General features: G+C 60.1%; 26 protein-coding genes. 10 read left to right on the top strand and 16 right to left on the bottom strand.

Translation table 11 applies throughout. From position 1 onward, the window contains the following. Positions 1-4 precede the first annotated feature (4 nt). Together ACERZ8_RS14900 and ACERZ8_RS14895 are read right to left on the bottom strand one after the other, a co-directional pair. Entirely contained in the window at positions 5-307 is a 303-nt protein-coding gene (locus ACERZ8_RS14900) for a chaperone modulator CbpM (RefSeq protein WP_407592941.1), read from the bottom strand. 3 nt (positions 308-310) lie between these two features. After that, positions 311-1,231 carry a DnaJ C-terminal domain-containing protein gene (locus ACERZ8_RS14895; RefSeq protein ID WP_407592940.1) on the bottom strand — a complete coding sequence of 307 codons (921 nt, stop codon included), beginning with the start codon at positions 1,229-1,231 and terminating at the stop codon, positions 311-313. Between the two features lie 182 nt (positions 1,232-1,413). On the opposite strand from ACERZ8_RS14895, the gene ACERZ8_RS14890 reads away from it, so the two are divergent. Next, positions 1,414-2,229 carry a universal stress protein gene (locus ACERZ8_RS14890; protein ID WP_407592939.1) on the top strand — a complete coding sequence of 272 codons (816 nt, stop codon included), beginning with the start codon at positions 1,414-1,416 and terminating at the stop codon, positions 2,227-2,229. 119 nt (positions 2,230-2,348) lie between these two features. Here the strand turns inward: ACERZ8_RS14890 and ACERZ8_RS14885 are convergent, their stop codons facing one another. Then, on the bottom strand, positions 2,349-3,230 hold the full coding sequence (locus tag ACERZ8_RS14885) for a LysR family transcriptional regulator (protein WP_407592938.1): 882 nt from the start codon (positions 3,228-3,230) through the stop codon (positions 2,349-2,351). A 125-nt stretch (positions 3,231-3,355) separates the two neighbouring features. Here ACERZ8_RS14885 and ACERZ8_RS14880 point away from each other — a divergent pair, with 125 nt between their 5' ends. The 4 genes from ACERZ8_RS14880 to ACERZ8_RS14865 all read left to right on the top strand — a co-directional run bounded on the left by ACERZ8_RS14880 (position 3,356) and on the right by ACERZ8_RS14865 (position 7,492). After that, positions 3,356-4,318 (top strand): Bug family tripartite tricarboxylate transporter substrate binding protein, encoded by a 963-nt coding sequence (locus tag ACERZ8_RS14880; protein ID WP_407592937.1) that lies wholly within the window; start codon positions 3,356-3,358, stop codon positions 4,316-4,318. A 134-nt stretch (positions 4,319-4,452) separates the two neighbouring features. Beyond that, positions 4,453-4,776: a tripartite tricarboxylate transporter TctB family protein gene (locus ACERZ8_RS14875; RefSeq protein ID WP_407592935.1), complete on the top strand. Its 324-nt coding sequence runs from the start codon at positions 4,453-4,455 to the stop codon at positions 4,774-4,776. A 17-nt stretch (positions 4,777-4,793) separates the two neighbouring features. Continuing rightward, positions 4,794-6,302 (top strand): tripartite tricarboxylate transporter permease, encoded by a 1,509-nt coding sequence (locus ACERZ8_RS14870; RefSeq protein ID WP_407592934.1) that lies wholly within the window; start codon positions 4,794-4,796, stop codon positions 6,300-6,302. After that, the gene (locus tag ACERZ8_RS14865) at positions 6,302-7,492 is read left to right on the top strand and encodes a CaiB/BaiF CoA transferase family protein (RefSeq protein WP_407592933.1); all 1,191 of its coding nucleotides are present in this window, start codon (positions 6,302-6,304) and stop codon (positions 7,490-7,492) included. The genes ACERZ8_RS14870 and ACERZ8_RS14865 overlap by 1 nt, the downstream gene beginning before the upstream one ends. Before the next feature lie 79 nt (positions 7,493-7,571). Here ACERZ8_RS14865 and ACERZ8_RS14860 read toward each other — a convergent pair whose 3' ends face one another. The 11 genes from ACERZ8_RS14860 to iscR all read right to left on the bottom strand — a co-directional run bounded on the left by ACERZ8_RS14860 (position 7,572) and on the right by iscR (position 16,184). Next, on the bottom strand, positions 7,572-8,792 hold the full coding sequence (locus tag ACERZ8_RS14860; RefSeq protein ID WP_407592932.1) for a cysteine desulfurase: 1,221 nt from the start codon (positions 8,790-8,792) through the stop codon (positions 7,572-7,574). Beyond that, positions 8,785-9,390, bottom strand: coding sequence for a Yip1 family protein (locus ACERZ8_RS14855; protein WP_407592931.1), 606 nt, complete (start codon positions 9,388-9,390; stop codon positions 8,785-8,787). The genes ACERZ8_RS14860 and ACERZ8_RS14855 overlap by 8 nt, the downstream gene beginning before the upstream one ends. Further along, positions 9,387-9,884 carry a YIP1 family protein gene (locus tag ACERZ8_RS14850; protein WP_407592930.1) on the bottom strand — a complete coding sequence of 166 codons (498 nt, stop codon included), beginning with the start codon at positions 9,882-9,884 and terminating at the stop codon, positions 9,387-9,389. Before ACERZ8_RS14850 ends, ACERZ8_RS14855 begins: the two co-directional genes overlap by 4 nt. 6 nt (positions 9,885-9,890) lie before the next feature. Further along, entirely contained in the window at positions 9,891-11,171 is a 1,281-nt protein-coding gene (sufD, locus tag ACERZ8_RS14845) for a Fe-S cluster assembly protein SufD (RefSeq protein ID WP_407592928.1), read from the bottom strand. Further along, the gene (gene sufC / locus ACERZ8_RS14840; protein ID WP_407592927.1) at positions 11,171-11,926 is read right to left on the bottom strand and encodes a Fe-S cluster assembly ATPase SufC; all 756 of its coding nucleotides are present in this window, start codon (positions 11,924-11,926) and stop codon (positions 11,171-11,173) included. Before sufC ends, sufD begins: the two co-directional genes overlap by 1 nt. 70 nt (positions 11,927-11,996) lie before the next feature. Next, entirely contained in the window at positions 11,997-12,311 is a 315-nt protein-coding gene (locus ACERZ8_RS14835) for a heavy metal-binding domain-containing protein (RefSeq protein WP_407592926.1), read from the bottom strand. Next, positions 12,308-12,586 (bottom strand): hypothetical protein, encoded by a 279-nt coding sequence (locus tag ACERZ8_RS14830; protein ID WP_407592925.1) that lies wholly within the window; start codon positions 12,584-12,586, stop codon positions 12,308-12,310. Before ACERZ8_RS14830 ends, ACERZ8_RS14835 begins: the two co-directional genes overlap by 4 nt. Then, a complete protein-coding gene (locus ACERZ8_RS14825; RefSeq protein ID WP_407592924.1) occupies positions 12,583-12,921 on the bottom strand; it encodes a hypothetical protein in 339 nt (112 codons plus the stop codon). Before ACERZ8_RS14825 ends, ACERZ8_RS14830 begins: the two co-directional genes overlap by 4 nt. Before the next feature lie 3 nt (positions 12,922-12,924). Next, on the bottom strand, positions 12,925-14,451 hold the full coding sequence (gene sufB / locus ACERZ8_RS14820; protein WP_407592923.1) for a Fe-S cluster assembly protein SufB: 1,527 nt from the start codon (positions 14,449-14,451) through the stop codon (positions 12,925-12,927). A gap of 29 nt (positions 14,452-14,480) precedes the next feature. After that, complete coding sequence (locus ACERZ8_RS14815; RefSeq protein ID WP_407592922.1) at positions 14,481-15,659, bottom strand: cysteine desulfurase family protein; 1,179 nt, start codon at positions 15,657-15,659, stop codon at positions 14,481-14,483. A 63-nt stretch (positions 15,660-15,722) separates the two neighbouring features. After that, positions 15,723-16,184, bottom strand: a complete 462-nt coding sequence (gene iscR, locus ACERZ8_RS14810; protein ID WP_407592921.1) for a Fe-S cluster assembly transcriptional regulator IscR — start codon at positions 16,182-16,184, stop codon at positions 15,723-15,725. A gap of 161 nt (positions 16,185-16,345) precedes the next feature. On the opposite strand from iscR, the gene ACERZ8_RS14805 reads away from it, so the two are divergent. Together ACERZ8_RS14805 and ACERZ8_RS14800 are read left to right on the top strand one after the other, a co-directional pair. Continuing rightward, entirely contained in the window at positions 16,346-16,999 is a 654-nt protein-coding gene (locus ACERZ8_RS14805) for an alpha/beta hydrolase (RefSeq protein WP_407592920.1), read from the top strand. Then, entirely contained in the window at positions 16,999-17,238 is a 240-nt protein-coding gene (locus ACERZ8_RS14800) for a hypothetical protein (protein WP_407592919.1), read from the top strand. Before ACERZ8_RS14805 ends, ACERZ8_RS14800 begins: the two co-directional genes overlap by 1 nt. A gap of 71 nt (positions 17,239-17,309) precedes the next feature. Here the strand turns inward: ACERZ8_RS14800 and ACERZ8_RS14795 are convergent, their stop codons facing one another. Next, positions 17,310-17,942 (bottom strand): VPLPA-CTERM sorting domain-containing protein, encoded by a 633-nt coding sequence (locus ACERZ8_RS14795; protein ID WP_407592918.1) that lies wholly within the window; start codon positions 17,940-17,942, stop codon positions 17,310-17,312. Positions 17,943-18,431: 489 nt separating this feature from the next. On the opposite strand from ACERZ8_RS14795, the gene ACERZ8_RS14790 reads away from it, so the two are divergent. After that, positions 18,432-19,646 carry an NADP-dependent isocitrate dehydrogenase gene (locus tag ACERZ8_RS14790; RefSeq protein WP_407592917.1) on the top strand — a complete coding sequence of 405 codons (1,215 nt, stop codon included), beginning with the start codon at positions 18,432-18,434 and terminating at the stop codon, positions 19,644-19,646. A gap of 104 nt (positions 19,647-19,750) precedes the next feature. Further along, positions 19,751-20,527 carry a bestrophin-like domain gene (locus tag ACERZ8_RS14785; protein ID WP_407592916.1) on the top strand — a complete coding sequence of 259 codons (777 nt, stop codon included), beginning with the start codon at positions 19,751-19,753 and terminating at the stop codon, positions 20,525-20,527. 37 nt (positions 20,528-20,564) lie between these two features. Here the strand turns inward: ACERZ8_RS14785 and ACERZ8_RS14780 are convergent, their stop codons facing one another. Then, positions 20,565-20,768 (bottom strand): DUF6356 family protein, encoded by a 204-nt coding sequence (locus ACERZ8_RS14780; RefSeq protein ID WP_407592915.1) that lies wholly within the window; start codon positions 20,766-20,768, stop codon positions 20,565-20,567. Positions 20,769-20,886: 118 nt separating this feature from the next. On the opposite strand from ACERZ8_RS14780, the gene ACERZ8_RS14775 reads away from it, so the two are divergent. Further along, a complete protein-coding gene (locus ACERZ8_RS14775; protein WP_407592914.1) occupies positions 20,887-21,345 on the top strand; it encodes an Lrp/AsnC family transcriptional regulator in 459 nt (152 codons plus the stop codon). The last annotated feature ends 8 nt before the right edge of the window (positions 21,346-21,353 follow it).

The raw sequence follows: 21,353 nt of genomic DNA, 5'->3' as shown, positions 1-21,353 counted from the left end.
CCCATCAGCTTTGGGCCTCAAACCTCGCCAACCGGCGACGCATCGCGTCACGCTCCTCCAGCAACTCAAGCGCCAGCGCCACTCCGGCAGTGTTGATCCCCAGATCGCGGTTCAATCGCCGCGCCTTTTTGGCCCGCACAATGTTCATGCCGGTGAATTGCCAGTGCGTGCGTTGACTGCCGACAGGGGTCAGCACCCCGTGATCCACCAGTTCGACCACCCACGCTTCGTCCGCCTCGCAGAACCGGCATAAATCCCGCAGCGATAGTGCATCTACAATGTCGCTTCGCGTCCGTGTTTTCTTCATGGTTCAGCCTCCTAATTGAGCACGCGGATCGAAGGGCATCTCTTTGGCCATACGCTCAAAAAACGCGCGTGCCTCTTCTGTCTCCACCTTTGGGTTGATGATTTTGAGGGTGGCGTAGATGTCGCCTGCGGGATGGCCGGGCAGGCCCTTGCCGCGCAGGCGCATTTTCTGCCCGGACCGCGCGTTCCGGGGTATGCGCAGATCAACTTTTCCGTCCGGGGTCGGCATAACCACGTGGCCGCCCAAGGCAGCCTCCCAAGGCGCTATGGGCAGGTCGAGGTGCAAATCCTTGCCATCCGGCCGGAATACCGGGTGCGCGGCAAAACTGACCTCCAGGAACAAATCACCCGCACCGGAAGGCCCGCCCTGCCCGGCCAATCTGATGTGCTGTCCGGCACTGATGCCCTTGGGCACGCGCACAGAAATGACACGCTCTTGCAAGGTGACCTGCCCATCCGGGCCAAGGACAGGCACGCGCAAATTCAGTTGTTTTTCGGCACCTCGATACGCATCCTCAATAGAGATTTCGAGACGCGCGTGGCTGTCTTCGGCATAGGCCCGCCCCATACCTTCGCCGGGGCCCGCGCCGCGTCGGAACAGTGTTTCAAAGAAATCGCTGAACGCTTCCCGGCCCTGCCCGTCACTGTCGGAAAAGGAATAGCCCTGATCCCAACCGGGCGGTGGCTGGTACTGCCCTTGTCGGGCCTTGGCCTCTTGCCCGAGTTGATCATATGCCGCACGGCGTTCGGGATCTTTCAGCACCTCAAACGCTTCATTCACATCCTTGAACTTGGCCTCGGCCTCCGCGCTTGCGTTGATGTCGGGATGATACTTTCGCGCAGCCTTGCGAAAGGCAGTCTTGATGGCCTTCGCATCGGCGTCCTTCGCGACACCCAGAATTGCGTAATAATCCTTGAATTCCATCCGACCCTCATTCGCAGCAAACAACCGCGTGCCAGACGTGGCATGATCGGGGCAGCGCCCGGTTGATCTTTGTCAGTCTTTGGGCGGTTGACCTGTGCCAGTCTCGCCCAAATCGTCCCGACAGCATGCCGGGCCAATCTGAAAACGGAGCTGATATGAACTGTCGCACCCTTCTTTTCGTAATGAACACCGACACATCAGATGCCGACATCTCGGCGATGGCAGACATGGCGGCCAGGGATGACCATCGGCTGCGGTGCCTGCTTCTGGACGCCGCTCCGGCCCTGCCCATGTATGCCTACGGGGTTCCGCCCTATGGTGGCATGAACATCCCCGACAACTGGCAAGAGACGGTGGCACAGACGCGCGAGACCCAAAAAGCGCGCGTGAATGGCGTGGAGAAACTGCTGGCACAAAGCAACGCCTCCGGAGAGGTGCAGGGAACACTGACGGCGATAAACGATGCCAAGCATCATGTCGCACGCTGCGCCCGTGTCAGTGATGAGGCGATCTTTGCCGACAACTTGCGCGACACTCCGGAGCTTTTGCGCGAAGCGGTGTCAGGCATCCTGTTCCATTCCCCAATCGGTTTCCAGATCAATGCCAATGCAGAGGCCAAAGGCCGCGTCTTTGTCGCCTGGGACAGCAGCGAGGCCGCATCTGGCGCGGTTCATGCCGCATTGCCGTATCTCAGGGAGGCAAGCGAAGTTGTGATCGGATGCATCGACCCTGTCATGACGCCGGATCGCAACGGGCAAAACCCCGGCGCGGACCTTGCCGCGTGGCTCAGCCATCACGGATGCCCGGTCACAGTGTCACAATTCCCCAGCGGAGGACGCCCCATCGCGGACTGTATCCTTGAGCGTGCCAAAGAAATGGGTGCCGATCTGATCGTTCTGGGCGCCTATGGCCATGCGCGCATGATACAGACCGTTCTGGGCGGAACGACGCGGTCGATGTTCGAGCAAACCGATTTCCCTGTCCTCATGGCGCATTGACAGCCTGTGGATGTCGCTACGGGGCGGCACAGCCACAAACTCACACTTTTTTCAACAGAACAAAGAAATGAATTCGTAAATCGCCAAACATCAATGACGCGGTCGATAACGGGGTCGGTCTACCCGGATTTCAACCGGAACTGCCGCTGCAAGATCCGCCCCAGCGTATGAGACGCGTGTTCTGTTTCCTTTCGCCCGGCGACGAAATACCCGAAATCGATGGTCAATTTCCGCTCCCATGGAACAAGGGCAATGCCGTCCGCCAATTCAGGGTCAAGCGACACAGGATCAGCGAACGCAAACCCAAGGCCCTGATGCACCAGCCGATAGGCTGCGTTGCCCACGGACACTTCACATGCCGGTTTCGGCAGGCCCAAAACTTCGCGGTCGATCAGGCGGCGCAGCACGGTCGTTTCATCCAAGGCGATATAGGGCACATTGCCAAGGTCGCGCGGCCCAAGAACCGGTCGCGCGGCCAATGGATGATTGCGCGCCACGGCGATGCACAGTGTTGCAGCGCCCAGCGGGATCGGCTCAAGCTTTTCCACGGGCAAAGGCAGTGCGGAGACGCAGACATCAAACTTCTGGTGCATGATCCTGCGCGCAAGATCGCGGCGCAGCATGATCTCCAGCTTCACGGGCTGGTCGGGATGGGCGGTGGTGAATTCTGCAATCGACGGCAGCACCAGCCCATTTGCAATCCGGGTCTGTGAAACGATCCGCAGTGGCGGGCGCACATCCTTGCGCATCTGGCCGAACACACCCGGCAACTCATCAATCTGCGCCAATAGGCTCAGCGCTTCGGGATAAAATTTTTCCGCTTCCGGCGTTGGTATCAGGCGCTTTTGCGCACGGCTGAACAGTGTGACATCAAATTCCTGCTCCAGCAGGACAAGCTGACGGCTGGCCGCGGATTGGCTGAGATGCATGCGCTCGGCTGCACGCGCAAGCGTGCCCTCTTCCATGACATAGACAAAGATGCGCAGGGATCGGATGTTCATGGTTCTGATTTTTCGAATTATAGATGCGATAATTGCGTTTTTTATACGATGCGCTGTTTGCTAGGGTCCAGCAACAACATTTTCGGCGCGCAAAAATACAGTGCCGACGTCTGTGGGAGGACATCATGAAAAGACGTGATTTTATCAAGGCAGGCGTGTCAGCCTCTGCCGTTCTGGTCGCCGGTCCGGCATTGGCCGAATGGGCCCCGCGCCGCCCGATCAATGCGATCTTGCCCTATTCGGCAGGTGGTGGCACCGACGCCCTGGCGCGTGCAGCGGCGGCATCTGCGGATGGCATCCTGCCGGTGCCGCTGGTGATCGTGAACAAGCCCGGTTCTTCCGGCATCACCGGTGCGACCGAAGCTGCCGCCGCCCGGCCCGACGGCAACACCGTCATGGTGACATCGGCGGGGTCGTTCTTGCTGACCTCGATGTTGCGTGACACGGATGTGAACCCGTTCGACAGCTTTGAAATCATCGCACAGATCGGCAACCTGACACCGGCAGTCATCGTGCCTGCCAACAGCCCGTTCCAGTCGGTGCAGGATCTGGTCGACGCGGCCAAGGCCAACCCCGGATCGCTGCGTTGGGCGCATAACGGGCGCGGTGGATTCCATCAGGTCGCCGGGCAAAGTTTCCTCAACCGTAATGATCTTGAAGCGCAGGATGTGCCGTTCAAGGGCGGCGGACCCACACGCGCTGCCGTGATTGGCGAGCAGGTCGATTTCGCCTTTGTCGGCATCCAGCAAGCCGCAGGTTTTGAAAACGAATTGCGTGTCCTCGCGCTGGCCGCCCCGGAACGCGATGCGGTGCGCGATGATGTGCCGACCTTGGCAGAGCTGGGCTTTGACTATGTCGCGGTGTCCTCGCCCATTGTCTTCTTTGCACCCAAGGGCACAGACGCCGAGATCATCACCGGCATGGAAGCCGCATTGAAGGCAATCACCGAAACTGATCAATTCGCCGCCCTGATGCTGGAACGCGGAAACGTGCCTGCGTTCCTGAACGGCGCGGACACCGAAGCACGGCTGCGCCAGATGCAGGAAGAAACCCAACCGGTGATCGATGCGCTGAAGTCGCAGGGCTAAGACGTGTCAACGCAGGCCGCTCCCGCCTCGCGTGCCGTCGGCGTGGCGCTGATCCTGATCGGGATCGGCGCCACCGTCACAAGCATGGGCATCGGGCTGGATCAATACGGACGCTGGGGGCACGATTTTTCCCGTTGGCAGGGTCCATTTCGCTGGTGGTGTTGGGGGTCGCAGAGCTTTGGGGCGCAAGGCCATCCCAACTGTCCGACCGACGGCACCTGCCCGCCATTCTGGCACTTTTGCTTTTGTCTGTCGCATATGTCTGGTCCATTTCAGTCGTGGGTTACTTGCTCAGCACCGCTGTGGCCGCGCCTTTGGCGCTTGTCATCTTTGGCGTGCGCAATCCGATTGGCCTGTGTGCGGCAGCGGTGTTGTGCCCCGCCCTCTATCACGGCGTGTTCTTTGTTGCCTTGGGCGTCTTCCCTCCCTGGGCCGCTGGTTCGATCTGCTTGACGTGATCGGGGGGTACTGAGGCGTGGATATCTTTGCGGGCCTTGCCACAGTTCTGAGCGACCCGGTTTTGCTGGGCTGGGTGTTCCTTGCCGCGATTGTGGGGATGATTGTCGGGGCCATTCCCGGCCTGACAGCGTCTGCCGCCATCGCAATGCTGCTGCCGCTCACCTTCTATATGGAGCCTCTGCCCGCGCTCGCCTTTCTGTATGTGATCGGCAAATCAGGGCGTTATGGCGGGTCAATCGCCGCAATCCTGTTCAACACGCCGGGCACGGCGGCGTCCGCAGCGACACAGCTTGATGGCTATCCACTGGCGCGACAAGGCAAGGCCGGAAAGGCGATGAAGGTTGCCACGATCTCGTCCGTGATCGGTGATTTCACCGGAGAGGTCCTGCTGATCATCGGCGTGGCATGGATCGCAGCCATCGCCCTGAAACTTGGCCCGCCCGAACTGTTCGCCGTCTACTTCGCCGCCTTCATCGTGATCGGGTCGGTGATTGGCAAATCGGTGACGCGGGGCCTTGCATCTGCGGCGCTGGGAGTCTTGGTCGCGATGATCGGCCTTGATCCGATCAGTTCGACCGAACGCTTTACCTTTGGCAGTTTTGATCTGACCAACGGCATTTCGCTGGTGCCCCTGATGATCGGTATTTTTGTTCTGGGCGAGGTGTTTACCCAGATCGAAGAGCGTGGCGTCAAGGCCAAGATGATGCCGACGGGCGACAGCGATGCGGCCCGCAATGGCCTGACTTGGGCCGAATACAGGCCTTGTATGCCGCATGTCATCCGGTCCTCGTTCATAGGCGCCTTTATCGGCATGTTGCCCGGTCTCGGCTCTGCCATTGCGGCCTTTGTCGCCTACGGCGAAGGCAAACGCCGGGCCAAAAACCCCGATGCCTGGGGACAGGGCGCGTTGGAGGGCGTGGCAGCACCGGAGGCGGCGAACAATGCCGTCAGCGGACCGTCGATGGCCCCGTTGCTGACGCTTGGCATCCCCGGCTCGACCATCGGGGCGATCCTGATTGGCGTGTTCCTGATCCACGGCATCCAGATCGGCCCGACGCTGTTTCTGACCAGCCGCGATCTGGTCTTTTCACTCTTTGCCTGCGGGCTGATCGGCATCGTCATGTATGGCGTGATCGGCTATTTTGGTGCGGCCTATGTGGGCCGGTTCATCATGCGCATTCCGACGCAAGTGCTGTACCCGATCATTTTCCTGACCTCCTTTGTCGCGGCCTACACATCGCGCGGCAATCTGTTTGATGTCTACGTCATGGTGGCCGCAGGCTTTGCCGGATGGGCCATGCGCAAGCTTGATTTCAACCCCGCGGCGTTCGTGATCTCCTTCGTGTTGGCAGGCGGCGCGGAAGAGGCGTTTCGCCAGGCGCTGCTGCTGAGCGACAACGGTTTGATGATTTTCGTCACCCGCCCCATCGCGCTGGTGTTTCTGCTGATCGGGATCGCCGCGATGTTTGCGCGCATCCGCAGCGTCAACAAGCAGGCGCGCGCCGTCGCCTTGAGGGACGCGTGATGGTCGCGCCGCTGCAAGGCATACGCGTGATCGACTGGACCCACGTGCTGGCGGGCCCGGCCTGCGCCTATTATCTCGGGCAGTTGGGCGCCGAAGTGATCAAGGTCGAACGCCCCGGACGCGGCGATGCGATGCGCCACCGGGGTGGCAGCGACACCGCCCGCGCGGCGCAAGGGATGAGCACGGCTTTCCTCACCCAAGGGGCGGGCAAACAATCGCTTGCGGTTGATCTGGAAACGCCAACAGGTCGCGCGGTTTTCGAACGCCTTCTGCGCAGTGCCGATGTACTGGTTGAGAACCACCGCCCTGCCACGCTTGAGCGGCTGAAGCTGACAGAGTGCCACACGCGCGACATCAATCCGCGCCTCGTCCACTGCGCGATGACGGGATACGGGCGTAAAAATGCAATGTCAGGTTCTCCCGCCTATGACGTGAATATTCAGGCGATCAGCGGCCTGATGGCCCTGACCGGCACAAAAGACACCGGCCCGATCCGCACAGGCGCACCCATCATCGACTACGCCACCGGGTTGGCCGGGGCGCTGGGGGTCATGTCGGCGCTGATGGCGCGTGGCCAGACCGGTGAAGGCGCTTTTGTCGATGTGTCGATGTTGGAAACCGCTTTTGCGTTGATGAGTTCGACGATCACCGACTACCAGTTGACCGGAACCGAACCGCAGCCGCGCGGCAACGCGGCCAACAGCAGATCGCCTTCTTCGGGCACGTTCCCTTGCGCAGAGGGGCACCTGAGCCTTGGCGTCAATGAGGATCCGCAGTTCCGCGCACTGGCCGTGGCAATCGGGCGGTCAAACTGGCTGAGCGATCCCAGGTTTGCTACTCCGGCCGCGCGCGCGCAGAACAAACGCGCCCTTGCCGACGATCTGACCGCCCTGCTGCTGACAAAAACCGCGCAAGTCTGGGAGGATGTTTTGCTGGAAGCCGGTGTCCCTTGCGCACGTTTGCGCAGTCTGGCGCAAGCGCTTGAACTGCCTGCTGCGACAGACCGGGCCTTTGCAACCCGAGGTCCCTCAGGGTTCGTCGGTTTGCCGTTCAAGACTGAGGTGACCAGGTCAGACGCAGCGCCACGACAATTGGGCGCAGACACACGGTCCATTTTGCGTGAACTTGGATTTGACGACGCTGACGTGGACGCCATGCTGTCCAGTAGAATCATCGAACAATCCGAATGACCTCACGTTGAAAGACCTCTGAATGCCATGCGCCCTTTTAGGCGGCTGCCGACTGCAACTCCATACCAGCAGTTCACCCTTACGCAAACAAGTCGTGCGCCAGTTCAAGCGCGTCGACCAGCACATCGACCTCGGCCTTGGTGTTGTACATGCCGAACGAGGCGCGGCAGGTCGCCGTCAGCCCCATATGCTCCATCAGCGGCCCGACACAATGCTGACCTGCCCGCACCGCGACCCCCTTTTTGTCAAGGATGGTCGAAATGTCGTGGGCGTGCCCTGCCCCGTCCAGCGTGAAGGAAAAGATCGCGCCTTTGTCCGGTGTCGTGCCCTGCACCTGAAGCCAGTTCAGCCCCGCGAGACGTTCAACCGTGTAGTCACGCAACGTGTCTTCATGCGCTGCAATCGCCTCCATCCCGTGGGACAGCATGTAGTCGATGGCGACCCCCATGCCGATCATCTGCACGATACCGGGCGTGCCCGCCTCGAACTTCATCGGGCCGTCATTGTAGATGACGCCGTCCTTGCTGACTTCCTTGATCATGTCACCGCCCCCAATGAAGGGGCGCATTTCGGCCATCCGCTCAGATTTCACATAGATCGCGCCGGAACCCGACGGGCCGTACAATTTATGACCTGTGATCGCGTAGAAATCGGCATCCAGATCCTGCACGTCGACTGGCATGTGCACGGCTGCCTGTGATCCGTCGACCAGAACGGGCACGCCCTTGGCATGGGCGCCCTCGCAGATCGCCTTGATGTCGACCTTGGTGCCCAGCACGTTGGACATATGGGTGACGGCGACCAGTTTCGTGTTGGGGCCGATGGCGTCGATGACGGCCTGCGGGTCAAGTGCCCCGGTGCTGTCCACGTCGACCCATTTCAGCACAACGCCCTGCCGTTCGCGCAGGAAATGCCAAGGCACGATGTTGGCGTGGTGTTCCATGACGGACAGCACAACCTCGTCCCCCGCCTGCATCCGCGGCATGGCCCAGCCATAGGCGACCATGTTGATGCCTTCGGTGGTGCCGGAGTTGAAAATGATCTCGTCCTCGCTGCATGCATTGAGGAAGCGCGCGATCTTGCCCCGCACGGATTCGTAGTTGTCTGTGGCGAGATTGGACAGGAAATGCAGGCCACGATGGACATTGGCATATTCCTCGGAATAGGCCTTGGAAATGGCGTCAATCACCACCTGCGGCTTTTGCGCGGATGCCCCATTGTCAAGGTAAACCAATGGCTTACCATTCACTTCCCGTGACAGGATGGGGAAGTCACTGCGAATTTTGTCTACGTCATACACTGCCCAGTCCCCCTGCAGAAAAACCCGTCATGGTCAGGATCAGCATCAATCCGATGAACAGGCCCGTTGCCACCGCGATCAGCAAGCCAAAGGCGCGCAAAAGCGAGTCAAAGCGCATGGCCGCGCTGATGAAATGCAAGAACAGCCAGAACGCGACAAGTTGCAGCCCCAGCGCCACCAGACTGGCAAAAAGGGGCGCGATCAATCCGACGACGAGGATGACGGCCTGCGCGGCGGCGCGCAGCGCTTGCAGCCAGATGACCAGCGCCATCATGTCCGTCATCTCGCCCACGCCGCCCATCGCGCGTCCGGCCCAGAACAGCGCCTGAATCATGATCACCAGCGTGCCCGCGACGATGGCAAAGAACATGATGGGGCGTTCAAGTAGGGTCAGGATCGGCAAGGCGGCGCGTGCGGCGGCATCGACTCCGCCGGGCGACAGCACAATCGGGGCCGAGGCCAGCAGCGTGTTCACAGCAGCAACCGCGAACAGCGCCATGTAAAGAACGCCGCGATCAAGGTTCCAGCCCATGATCTGTTCGGCCGTTCCCTTGGGATCGCGCAGCGTATCAACGGCAAGTTGCGGCCACGATGTCATGATTTGGACCTTTCGGTGTTGCGCGCTGCGAGGGTGCCCGCCACCCAGAACCACAGAAACACCGCACACCACAAGAGGGCAACGGCCTGGAGGGCCGGTCCCGGCCCAACCATGCCTGCCGTAAGTCCCAAGAGCAGCACAATCGGCGTTGATGCCAACAGCGCCCAGAACAGCGCCACCCGGATTTCGTAACCCGAAGGCGCGCGCGGCATGACCCGGCTGACCAGCCAGACAAGGCCCGCAACGCCGTACATCAGAAGCGGAAACAGGAATATCCACAAGAAGGCAGACCAGTAAAGGCGCGCCTGAAACGGCACGGAGTCGTCCAGATGCGCCTCGCGCGACTGATAGGGTGTTTGCGCGATAAAGATCACGACACAGGCAGCGATCAGGAAATAGAGCACAGAATCCTCGCGCCGCGGCCCGTCAAGGATGCGGGCCACAACACGACCTGGACCGCGATAGGTTGCGGTGATGTTGCGCGTGATTGCCATGCAGGGTTACGCTCTGTGCCGCTCAAGCCATCCCGCAAGACGCTCGACCATAACTTCGCGCAGACCTTCGTCCTCGATTTCCTCCACCGCTTCGGCGAGAAAAGCGAGCGTCAGCAAATCTGTGGCAATGGCCGCAGGCACACCGCGCGAGCGCAGGTAGAACAGCGCCTCATCATCGATGGCACCCGAGGTCGATCCGTGCGAGCAGACCACGTCGTCGGCATAGATTTCCAGCTCGGGCTTGGCGAGGAATTGCGCGTCGTCATCCAAGAGCAGCGACTGGCTGATCTGGTAGCCGTCCGTTTTTTGCGCACCTGCCTTGACGAGGATTTTGCCCTGAAACACGCCCACGGCCCCGTTGCGCAGCACCTTCTTGAACACCTGACGGCTTTCGCAGCGTTCAGCATCATGGGTGACGAACACCGTGTCATCGTGGTGGAAATCCCCGTCCCCGACACAGGCACCTGCCACATGGGCAATGGCGTCATCACCGGTCAGCTCAATGATGCAATCATTGCGCGTCAGCCGCCCGTTCACAGTGAGCGTAAAGGATTTGAAGGTAGATTCCGTGCCGAGACGCGCAAAGATATGCGTTGCCGCCAGCCGTTCATGATCACGACCTTGCGCCCGCACATGGTGGAACGCCGCGCCGTCCGCGATGTCCACTTCCATCACCTTGTTGAAGCGTGACGCTGCGGGTCCGTTTTCCAGAATGGTCACATCCGCACCAGCATCCAGCTTGATCACGTGGTGCAGAATGGCATCCGACATCTCGTCCGCGTGGTTGTAGACAAAGTGGATCGGTTTCGGCACGGCACCCGTCACGTGGATCAGCACGCCGTCGGTCGCAAAGGCGGTGTTGAGCGCCGCAAGGGGCCGCGCCACCGGCGTTTGCCCAGCGGTTTCAAGCACGCCATAGACGCCCTTGGCCCAGTGAATATCGGCATCCGTGTCTGCCAGACGGTCGATCTTCACATGATCAAGCGCCAGATCATCGGACGCTTCTGCGTTGAACACGCCATCATCAAACACGATGCGCAGCGCGTCAGTCCCTCCGAAAATCGGGGCCTCGTCCGCATGAAACACGGCCGCACCCGGTGCATCCGCCTGGGTCAGCAGGTCGGGACGCGTGAATTTCCAATACTCATCGCGCCGCTGGGGCAGACCTGTGCTGCGCAGGCGCGCAAGTGCTTCGGTGCGCGCCGCCTCTGACCAGCCACCTTTGGGCAGGGTCAGGTTCGCGATGCGCGCCTCGGTCAGATCGGGTTTCGCTGCTGGGGCCGCCATTACGCCACCTCGGCCAGAATATCGCCGTAGCCGTTGTTTTCGACCTCAAGCGCCAGCTCGGGACCACCGGTCTTCACGATGCGCCCATCGGCCATGATGTGCACCACGTCAGGTTTGATGTGATCGAGCAGACGCTGATAGTGGGTGATCACCAGAAAACCCCGCCCTTCCGAACGCAGCTTGTTCACGCCTGTCGCCACCAGCTTCATCGCATCGACGTCCAGACCGGAATCGGTTTCGTCCAGAATGCACATTTTTGGTTCCAGCATCGCCATCTGCAGGATTTCGTTGCGCTTTTTCTCACCACCGGAGAAGCCGACATTGACGGGGCGCTTGAGCATATCCGCATCGATCTGCAATTCCTTGGCGCGGGCGCGGATGACTTTGAGGAAGTCGGCGGCCGACATCTCTTCTTCGCCGCGGGCCTTGCGCTGTGCGTTCACGGCGGTGCGCAAAAAGGTCATGTTGCCGACACCGGGGATTTCGACCGGGTATTGGAAGGCAAGGAACAGGCCAGCAGCGGCGCGCTCTTCGGGCTCCAGTTCAAGCAGATCGACATCTTCGAGATGGGCCGTGCCGCCTGTCACCTCGTAGCCCTCGCGACCCGACAGAACATAAGACAGCGTCGACTTGCCCGACCCGTTGGGGCCCATGATCGCGTGCACCTTCCCCGCCTCGACAGTCAGATCGACACCTTTGAGGATTTGCTTGTCTTCTTCTTCCAGCTTCACGTGCAGGTCTTTGATCGTCAGCATGTGCGTTGTTCCTTGTTCTTCATTTTTTCAAGGCCGACCAGACGGGCGGCAGTGTTCTTTTTCGGCAGGTTTAGGCCAGCACCACGGCTGTGCCCGAAACGGACACCATCAGCATGCTGTCCCCCACCACTTCGTAATCCAGATCGATGCCGACCACGGCATTCGCGCCAACATGGGCTGCGCGCTGTTCCAGTTCAGCCATGGCCGTGTCGCGCGCATCCTGCAGTTTCGATTCATATGCGCCCGAGCGGCCCCCGATGATATCCGTGATCCCGGCAAAGAAATCGCGCACCACGTTGGCGCCCATGATCGCCTCGCCCACAACGATTCCTTTGTAGTCGGTGATCTTGTAGCCCTCGACAGAATTGGTGGTGGTCAGGATCATTCCTCGTCGTCTCCGTCCTCGACATAGCCATAAAGGTGCGCGACGCCGCGCTGCACGCCCACCGCAACGGCCACGCACATGAGCAACAAAAAGAACCAGACCCAGAACGAGGTCAGCGCCGCCGGATGCGCCACGGTCGCCACGACAAATCCGACGATAAACACGATGACAAAGGTCAGCCCACCTTCGCGCGTGCCATCGGCATCCGACATCCTGGGCCGCTTGATCTTGCGCCGCTCGGACGGGTCATTGTCGGGAAACAGGGCGTGGGTCACTTCTTGCGCGCCTCGATGTCGGCAAGGGCCTGGCGCACCTCTTCTTCGGAGCGGGCAAAGCCGCTTGCATATTCGTCGGGAGGCGCAGGTCTGAACAGCATGATCGCAACGGAGATTGCCCCAAACGTCATCGCGCATCCAAGCGCCATAGCGATGGCGACGTCCGGCGCGACAACCATCCCAAGCATGTAGCCAAAGAAGAATCCGGCAGTGACCGCCACGAACATGCGCCCCGCCACGCTTTGGGTCCTGCCTTCGCTCAGGTTGGCTGACTGAACGGCGTTTGCGTGGTCAAAGGTTTGCCCGACCGTGCTGTTGTCCTCGTCGCTCATCATGGATCAGCCCACCGACCCCTCAAGCGAGATCGCCACAAGCTGTTGTGCTTCCATGGCAAATTCCATCGGCAGTGCCTGCAACACGTCCTTGCAGAAGCCATTCACCACGAGGGCCACCGCCTCTTCCTCGTCCATACCGCGCGAGCGGCAATAGAACATCTGATCGTCATCCACCTTGGATGTCGTCGCCTCGTGTTCGACGCGGGAGGAGTTGTTCTTGACCTCAATATACGGCACTGTATGCGCCCCGCATTTGTCACCAATCAGCAAGCTGTCGCATTGCGTATAGTTGCGCGAATTCTTGGCCTTGGGGTGCATCGAGACAAGGCCGCGATAGGTGTTTTGAGCCCTGCCCGCACTGATGCCCTTGGACACAATCCGCGACTTCGTGTTCTTGCCCAGATGGATCATCTTGGTGCCGGTATCGGCCTGCTGCATATTGTTGGCGATGGCGATGGAGTAAAACTCGCCCTGCGTGTCGTTGCCGCGCAGAATGCAGGACGGGTATTTCCATGTGACCGCAGACCCGGTTTCGACCTGCGTCCACATCACCTTGGCGCGATCACCCCGGCAATCGGCGCGTTTGGTGACAAAGTTGTAGATGCCACCCTTGCCGTTCTCATCCCCGGGATACCAGTTCTGAACGGTCGAGTATTTCACCTCGGCGTCTTCCTCGATGATGATCTCGACAACGGCGGCATGCAGTTGAGCAATGTCACGCTGCGGTGCGGTGCAGCCCTCAAGATAGCTGACGTACGATCCCTTGTCCGCGATGATCAGCGTACGTTCGAACTGGCCCGTGTTCTCCGCATTGATGCGGAAATAGGTCGACAGCTCCATCGGGCAGCGCACACCGGGGGGCACGTAGACAAACGAACCATCTGAAAACACGGCGGAATTCAGCGTTGCATAATAGTTGTCCGAAACGGGCACGACTGAACCAAGATATTTCTTGACCAGTTCCGGGTGATCCTTGATCGCCTCAGAAATCGAACAGAAGATCACGCCCGCCTTTTTCAACTCGGCCTGAAAGGTCGTGCCGACTGAAACGGAGTCAAACACCGCATCCACGGCCACTTTGCGCGGCGCGTCAGTCAGCTCCTCGGCGCCTTCGACACCGGCCAAAATCATCTGCTCTTTCAGCGGAATGCCAAGTTTCGCGTATGTTTCCAACAGCTTGGGGTCCACCTCGTCCAGCGACTTGGGCTTGACCTCCATCGATTTGGGACGGGCATAGTAATACTGGTCCTGAAAATCGATCTCGGGATAGTCGACCATCGCCCATTTGGGCTCTTCCTTGGTCAACCAGCGCTCATATGCCGCCAGACGCCACTCCAGCATCCATTCAGGTTCTTCGTTTTTCTCGGATATCAGCTTGACGATGTCCGGGCTGAGGCCCTTGGGGGCATAGTCCATCTCGATATCGGTGGACCAGCCGTACTTATAGGCGCCACCGACTTCGCGGACCGCATCGACGGTGTCCTGATCGACACCCTCTTTGACGACAACTTCATCTACTGCATTGTCCATATCAGACATTCCCCTCTGCAAAACGACCCTCAGGCCGCCCGCGCCTCGTGTTTCTTCAACTTTTGCGCCCAAGCCTCGGCAAAGCGCGTCACATCGTCTTCTGTTGTCTCAAGCCCAAGCGACACCCGGACCGCATTGGCCGCCACATCACCCAGACCCATCGCCGTCAGCACCCGGCTGGCCTTGACCTTGCCACTGGAACAGGCAGAGCCCGCCGAAATCGCAAACCCGGCCAGGTCCATCTGCATCACTTGCGTCTCGCCTTTCCACCCGGGCGTGGCGAAACATGTCGTGTTGGGCAGGCGCGGCGCATCCTTCCCGACAAAAATAGTCGTATTTGAGGAAGCCTCAAGAGCACTTTCTAGAATATTTCTAAGTTTCTCGATTTCGGCCCATTTGCCGCTCATCACGTCGCGGTGCGCCGCCTCGGCCGCCGCGCCAAATCCGGCAACTCCAATCACATTCTCCGTACCTGACCGCCGCCCCATCTCCTGCCCACCACCGCGCAGCATCGGCGCTGGGTCATCAGCGGTGAAATTGATCAGCGCGCCGACACCCTTTGGCCCGCCCAGCTTGTGGGCTGACAGGATCATGTAGGCCGGGCGCTTGTCGCCGTCGTACGCCACAGGCACTTTTCCGGCCATCTGAGTGATGTCGCATACAACCGAATAGGGCACGGTGCCCGCGCGCAACGCATTGATGTTCGTATTGGACGCCACGCGGGCATCGGGCAACATGACACCGGTTTCACTGTTGGCAGCCGACATGGCGACCAATGCGACGGGCGCGCGTTCGGTGCTGTGCGCATCGCCGACGCCCCGCACAATCCAGTTGCAGAACTCAGTTGCTCCCGCCGCATTCAAGGCACCTTGCGGATCGAACAGCGACGGCAAATCCGCCTCGCTCCAGTCCAGAAAACAATCATGCTCGGTCGGCAACGCAGCAAATCGCCCGCCATGCCGATCTTTCTGCGCCACGGCCAATGCTGCCGCCTCGGTCGCCGACCCGGTGAAAACCACCTGTGTCGGCTTGCACTCGACCAGCTCCGCCACCTGCGCGCGTGCACGCTCCACCAGCATCTTGGCCGCGCGCCCCTCGGCATGAACCGAGGACGGATTGCCCACCACGTCCATGGCCGCAAGCATCGCCTCGCGGGCTTCAGGCCGCAGGGGCGTGGTCGCATTGTGATCCAGATAGACCCGGCTCACACGATCCCTCCTTCATCTCGCCAGATAAACTCCGGGGGGTTGGGGGCTGGCCCCCAGCCGACATCAGCTTTCATCGACCACGGCCATCAGGTTGGGCACCGCCGGACAGGGGGCAAGCTCGTTCTCGATCACATCGGACAGGCGGGTCTGGTGCAAAAAGACATAGACATGGGCCGACAGCCCTTCCCAAAGCCGGTTGGTCAGCGATTGCGCCTTTGACCCGGAGGCCGCACCCGATGCCCCTGCCCCCTTGTGCATCGCGTCGACCTTTTCATCGACAGCCGCGAGGATATCGGACACTCGGATTTCTGATGCCGCACGGGTCAGCCGGTATCCGCCGCCGGGCCCGCGCACCGACGCCACAAGCTCGGCGCGGCGCAGTTTCACGAACAACTGCTCAAGATAGGGCAGCGAAATGTCCTGGCGGGCAGAGATATCGCCAAGGCTGACCAGCTTGTCGGCGGGTTGCAGCGCGATGTCGCTCAGCGCCACCATCGCATAGCGCCCTTTGGTCGACAGTTTCATTAGACAAACGCCCCCAATTGACGTGCGCGCCCGAAGGCCATACATGCTCTTTCACTGCAGGAACGCAAACCTGCCCATGAAATTAGAACCGTTCTAAGGTACCCGAGAAATTTCGTCAAGAAATCGGATGGCCAAAAAGACGAAACAGGACAGATACCCCCATGCCCGAGGTCATTTTTCCCGGACCCGAAGGCCGCCTCGAAGGCCGCTATCACCCCCAAAAAGAACGTGACGCGCCAATCGCCATCGTCCTGCATCCGCACCCGCAATTCGGCGGAACGATGAATCACAAGGTGGTGCATGCGCTGCACTATGCCTTCTTCAACATGGGCTTTACCGTGTTGCGGTTCAACTTCCGCGGCGTCGGACGCTCGCAGGGCGAATATGATCAGGGCATCGGCGAGTTGAGCGACGCAGCCTCTGCGCTCGACTATTTGCAGTCGATGAACAACAACTCCAAACACTGCTGGGTCGCAGGGTTCAGCTTTGGCGCATGGATCGGGATGCAGTTGCTGATGCGCCGCCCCGAGATTACGGGGTTCATCAGCGTCTCGCCCCCGGCCAACATGTACGACTTTTCGTTCCTCGCGCCCTGCCCCTCTTCGGGGCTGATCATCAACGGCTCCGCCGACCGCGTCGCACCGCCGGCAGATACAGTCGGGCTGGTGAACAAGTTGCACGAGCAGAAGGGCATCACCATCACTCACACAGAGGTGGAGGGTGCCGGCCATTTCTTTGAACAGCCCCACATGGACACGCTGATCGATCACACGACCGACTACGTCAAACGTCGCCTGACAGAGACGTCGCGGTAATGGCCGATCCCGTTGTCATCGAAATGGCCAACAAGCTGGCCGAGGAATGCCTGGCCGTGCAGAACGAGATCGGTGATGACCGACTGTTCATGCAGGTGGGCGATGTACTCGGCGCGTCGTCACAAACGCTGGAAGAGGCGTTTCTGACAGCGATCCGCACGCGAATGGCCAATGATGCAGGCCGCAAGTTCCTTGCGCAAAAGCTCAAGACGCACGAAGCGTCAAAGTCAGCCGAATAATCCGACTTCGCACGTAAAAACCGCGCAGCGAAGTCATCGCCGCGCGGTCCAAAATCGTTACCAGGTCGTCCTCAGGAGTGAGACGTTTTGCGTCGCGCCAGGCCAAAGCCCAAGAGCGCTGTGCCAAGCAGCAGGCCGCCTGCGGGCAATGGCACCACCATTGGCGACAATTCAAACTGGAATTGCGCAGTGCCGCCTTCTGCAAAGACAAAGTCGGAGATGCTGCCGGTTCCCGTTGTATCGATGGAAATCGAGAAGAAATCCGATCCGAACCGGATCGTTGGAAACGGCGTGGCGCTCCCGCTGGCATAGATGCTTGCGCCGCCGATTTGCGTGAAGCCGATGATTTCACGTCCATGGCTGAATTGAATGTTGGACACCATGATGCTGGCGAAATCAAAATCGCCGCCCAGGCCCCCTGCGTTCCGGCCAGTCAGCGTCAACAGGCCTTCGGAGGACAGATCAGCCTCAACTCCGCCCATCCAGTCGCTTGGGTTGCTGATTTCATCGCCTTCGTCGAGTTCGGCACCCGCACCAAGCGTCACGCCGAGGTTCTCCAGAACGCGCGCCCCAGCGCTGAAACTTGCGTCCGGCAGGTCAAACTCCCCACGGAAATCTGCAGACACGACCGACGCAACGGCGGGGGCTGCCATGAATGCCGCAGCGACCGAAAGGGCGCATACGGACTTTGTGAAGAAACTCATCACGTACTCCATATCTGTGCCCCGAAGACAGCATCGTCAAAACACGGGCTGCGCGTCAACGCGTTAAGACGGGATTAAGCATAAAGTCGGTTTTCCGGGAAAGGTGCGACCTGAAAGATACGCCTTTGTGGCAGGAGTTTGGAGACTGTGTTCAGACTGTGTCAGGCCCGTGTCGCTGGCTTGTCAAAGCACATCACGCTGTCCGGCGCGTACGAATCGATGTGACCCACGCGGATACGTCCAACCCACTCTCAATCCGTCCTGACTGCACCATAGAAAGAGCATGCTAGGTGACTTGCCGCGCAGGTCGATGCGGCACAAGCGATCCGTCCAGTTGCTCTGCACACAGATGCGAACACGCGCCCTGCCCGCCAATCGGCGCCCTGCATCCCTGCGGCAAATTCGGTATACAACAGTATACGGCTTTTCAAACCGCGCCAGACACGCTAAGCGAACGCCAAATCGACTGCAGCCGAAAGGGACGCCAACATGACCAAGATCAAGGTAGACAACCCCATCGTCGAGATGGACGGAGACGAGATGACACGGATCATCTGGGACTTCATCAAGAAGAAATTGATCCTGCCCTATCTCGACATCGATCTGCTCTACTACGATCTGGGTATTCAGGCCCGCGACGACACCAATGATCAGATCACCATCGACTCCGCCGAAAAGACCAAAGAGGTGGGCGTTGCTGTCAAATGCGCGACCATCACCCCGGATGAGGCACGGGTCGAGGAATTCGGCCTCAAACAGATGTGGCGCAGCCCCAATGGCACGATCCGCAACATTCTGGGCGGCGTGATCTTTCGCCAGCCTATCATCTGCAAAAACGTGCCCCGCCTTGTGCCCGGATGGACCAAGCCCATCGTTGTGGGGCGCCATGCCTTTGGCGATCAGTACCGCGCGACCGACTTCAAATTCCCCGGCAAGGGCAAGCTGACCATCAAGTTCGTCGGCGATGACGGCACCGAGATCGAAAAAGAGGTGTTTGACGCCCCCGGCGCCGGTGTCACCATGGCGATGTACAACCTCGACCAGTCGATCATCGACTTTGCACGCGCTTCGATGAACTACGGCCTCAACCTGGGCTGGCCGGTGTACCTGTCGACCAAGAACACGATCCTCAAGCAATATGATGGTCGCTTTCTTGAGCTGTTCCAGCACATTTACGAGACCGAGTTTGCCGACAAGTTCAAAGAGGCTGGCATCACCTATGAACACCGCCTGATCGACGACATGGTCGCCTGTGCGATGAAGTGGAATGGCGGCTATGTCTGGGCCTGCAAGAACTACGATGGCGACGTGCAGTCCGACACCGTGGCGCAGGGTTTTGGCTCGCTTGGTCTGATGACCTCCGTTCTGATGACGCCCGATGGCAAGACGGTCGAGGCCGAAGCGGCCCACGGCACCGTCACCCGCCACTATCGCCAGCACCAGAAGGGCGAGGAAACCTCGACCAACTCGATCGCATCGATCTATGCGTGGACCGGCGGGCTCAAGCACCGTGCCAAGCTGGACGACAATACCGCCCTGATGGCCTTTGCGACCACGCTGGAAAAGGTGATCGTGGAAACCGTTGAAAGTGGTGACATGACCAAGGATCTGGCCCTGCTGGTCGGCCCCGACCAGAAATGGCTCACCACCATGGGCTTCCTTGAAAAGATTGACGAAAACCTGAACAAAGCCCTCGCGGGCTGATCAGGAAACACTCGCAAAGGCGGCCTTGACGGGCCGCCTTTTTTTGTTGCCACTGGCCGGACGAACCACAGGTGGCAGGACCCGAAGCGATGCAAAGAGAACTGATGTACGACATTCCCACCCCCATTATCGCGCTGCTGTTGCTGGCTGGCATGCTGATTGCACTGGCCGTGGGCCATGCGCTGGACCGGACCGAAGGACGCGCGGACGATCAGACCCGCGCCCAATCCAACACCGTGCAGGGCGCGCTGACAGGTCTGCTGGCGCTGCTGCTGGGTTTCACCTTTTCACTGGCCCTCGCGCGCCATGACGACCGGTCGGGCCATGTGGTTGCCGAGGCAAACGCCATTGGCACCGCATGGCTGCGCACCAGCCTGCTGCCCGAAGGCGCACAAGGCGCAGCCCAGGTGCTGCTGCGCGGCTACACGGCCTCCCGCGTTGAGGCCGTCGAAGTCGCCGCCTCTGAAATCGAGGCTCGCGATGCGCTGATTGCCAAGGCCAACGCAACCTTCGACGAAGTCTGGCGGATCGCCAGCGAAGTGGCGCGCGCCGAAAAGTCACCTGTCGTCAACAGTTTCGTCACCAGTCTGAACGATATGATCGACGCGCTGGCTGCACGCGATGCGGCGGTGAACCGGCATGTGCCCGAACTGGTCCTGTTCCTGATGTTCGGCACGTTCATGGTGCTTGCGGTGATCATGGGCTTTACCGCAAGCCAGGCCAACACGCGGCCCGGCGTTCCGGCCTATGCGATGATGGCGCTGATTGTGGTGCTTGTGTTCATCATCATCGATCTGGACAGGCCACGGCGTGGATTGATCGAAATCGACCAAACGCCGCTTGTCGAAGTCTATGACGCGATGCTGGCCGCGCAGGGCTAGCCCCAATCCATGCGCGGCTGATCTCCTGTTTAGCGACCTAGCCCCGGTTGGACGTGCGCGCATACATCTGCGCGATCATCCGGCTGGCTGTCTTTTCGAACAGGCACGGGATCACCGCATGGACCAGCGCCGCACCCCCGGCGAGAAACAGGCGCAGGGCAAAGCCGGAGGCAAAGACCGCGTGTTCGGCATAAGATTCGTTCACATGGCGGGGATGGTTCAGGAAAACGCGGTCGATCATGGCATGGCCCTTCTTGTGCGGTGTGAGGACAATATGCTGGCTTTTGGAGGGGACAGGCTCCCAAAAACCAACCCATTTCGCGATTGCGCGTATAGATTATCCCACGTAATCTTTAATCATGGAGCATTTTGACCAAACAGACGCCCGAATCCTCAACGAATTGCAACGCGACGCGGGGCAATCGCTAGAATCCTTGGGCGACACCATTGGCCTTAGCCGCAATGCCTGTTGGCGCCGCATCCGCGCGATGGAACATGCAGGCGTGATCACAGGGCGTGTCGCACTGGTGGACCCCAAGGCGGTGGACCTCGGCCTCATGGTGTTCATGCAGGTGCGCACGCACAGCCACGACCCCGACTGGCAGGCAAAGTTCAACAAGGCGACGCGCACCATCCCCGGCATCCTCAGCGTCTACCGGATGACGGGTGACCTTGATTACCTGATCCGCGCGCGGGTGCGCGATATGGCGGGGTATGATGCGTTGTATCAGCAGCTTATTCACCTTGTGCCCATCGCCGATGTCGCGGCAAGTTTCGTGATGGAAGAGATCAAGGACAGCACCGCCCTGCCCCTTTGAAAGGACGC

The organism is Tateyamaria armeniaca, from assembly GCF_045797845.1.
GTDB lineage: Bacteria > Pseudomonadota > Alphaproteobacteria > Rhodobacterales > Rhodobacteraceae > Tateyamaria > Tateyamaria armeniaca.
Note: the sequence above shows the minus strand (reverse complement) of the source record. Positions and strands in the feature narration are given on the sequence as shown.

Coding starts and splice junctions, on each gene's coding strand:
- iscR (WP_407592921.1), bottom strand. CDS start 16,184: ATGAAACTGTCGACCAAAGGGCGCTATGCGATGGTGGCGCTGAGCGAC.
- ACERZ8_RS14780 (WP_407592915.1), bottom strand. CDS start 20,768: ATGATCGACCGCGTTTTCCTGAACCATCCCCGCCATGTGAACGAATCT.
- sufB (WP_407592923.1), bottom strand. CDS start 14,451: ATGGACAATGCAGTAGATGAAGTTGTCGTCAAAGAGGGTGTCGATCAG.
- ACERZ8_RS14880 (WP_407592937.1), top strand. CDS start 3,356: ATGAAAAGACGTGATTTTATCAAGGCAGGCGTGTCAGCCTCTGCCGTT.
- ACERZ8_RS14890 (WP_407592939.1), top strand. CDS start 1,414: ATGAACACCGACACATCAGATGCCGACATCTCGGCGATGGCAGACATG.
- ACERZ8_RS14855 (WP_407592931.1), bottom strand. CDS start 9,390: ATGACATCGTGGCCGCAACTTGCCGTTGATACGCTGCGCGATCCCAAG.
- ACERZ8_RS14800 (WP_407592919.1), top strand. CDS start 16,999: ATGGCCGATCCCGTTGTCATCGAAATGGCCAACAAGCTGGCCGAGGAA.
- ACERZ8_RS14835 (WP_407592926.1), bottom strand. CDS start 12,311: ATGATCCTGACCACCACCAATTCTGTCGAGGGCTACAAGATCACCGAC.
- ACERZ8_RS14785 (WP_407592916.1), top strand. CDS start 19,751: ATGTACGACATTCCCACCCCCATTATCGCGCTGCTGTTGCTGGCTGGC.
- ACERZ8_RS14895 (WP_407592940.1), bottom strand. CDS start 1,231: ATGGAATTCAAGGATTATTACGCAATTCTGGGTGTCGCGAAGGACGCC.
- ACERZ8_RS14795 (WP_407592918.1), bottom strand. CDS start 17,942: ATGAGTTTCTTCACAAAGTCCGTATGCGCCCTTTCGGTCGCTGCGGCA.
- ACERZ8_RS14775 (WP_407592914.1), top strand. CDS start 20,887: ATGGAGCATTTTGACCAAACAGACGCCCGAATCCTCAACGAATTGCAA.
- ACERZ8_RS14885 (WP_407592938.1), bottom strand. CDS start 3,230: ATGAACATCCGATCCCTGCGCATCTTTGTCTATGTCATGGAAGAGGGC.
- ACERZ8_RS14850 (WP_407592930.1), bottom strand. CDS start 9,884: ATGGCAATCACGCGCAACATCACCGCAACCTATCGCGGTCCAGGTCGT.
- ACERZ8_RS14900 (WP_407592941.1), bottom strand. CDS start 307: ATGAAGAAAACACGGACGCGAAGCGACATTGTAGATGCACTATCGCTG.
- ACERZ8_RS14805 (WP_407592920.1), top strand. CDS start 16,346: ATGCCCGAGGTCATTTTTCCCGGACCCGAAGGCCGCCTCGAAGGCCGC.
- ACERZ8_RS14790 (WP_407592917.1), top strand. CDS start 18,432: ATGACCAAGATCAAGGTAGACAACCCCATCGTCGAGATGGACGGAGAC.
- sufD (WP_407592928.1), bottom strand. CDS start 11,171: ATGGCGGCCCCAGCAGCGAAACCCGATCTGACCGAGGCGCGCATCGCG.
- ACERZ8_RS14865 (WP_407592933.1), top strand. CDS start 6,302: ATGGTCGCGCCGCTGCAAGGCATACGCGTGATCGACTGGACCCACGTG.
- sufC (WP_407592927.1), bottom strand. CDS start 11,926: ATGCTGACGATCAAAGACCTGCACGTGAAGCTGGAAGAAGAAGACAAG.
- ACERZ8_RS14825 (WP_407592924.1), bottom strand. CDS start 12,921: ATGATGAGCGACGAGGACAACAGCACGGTCGGGCAAACCTTTGACCAC.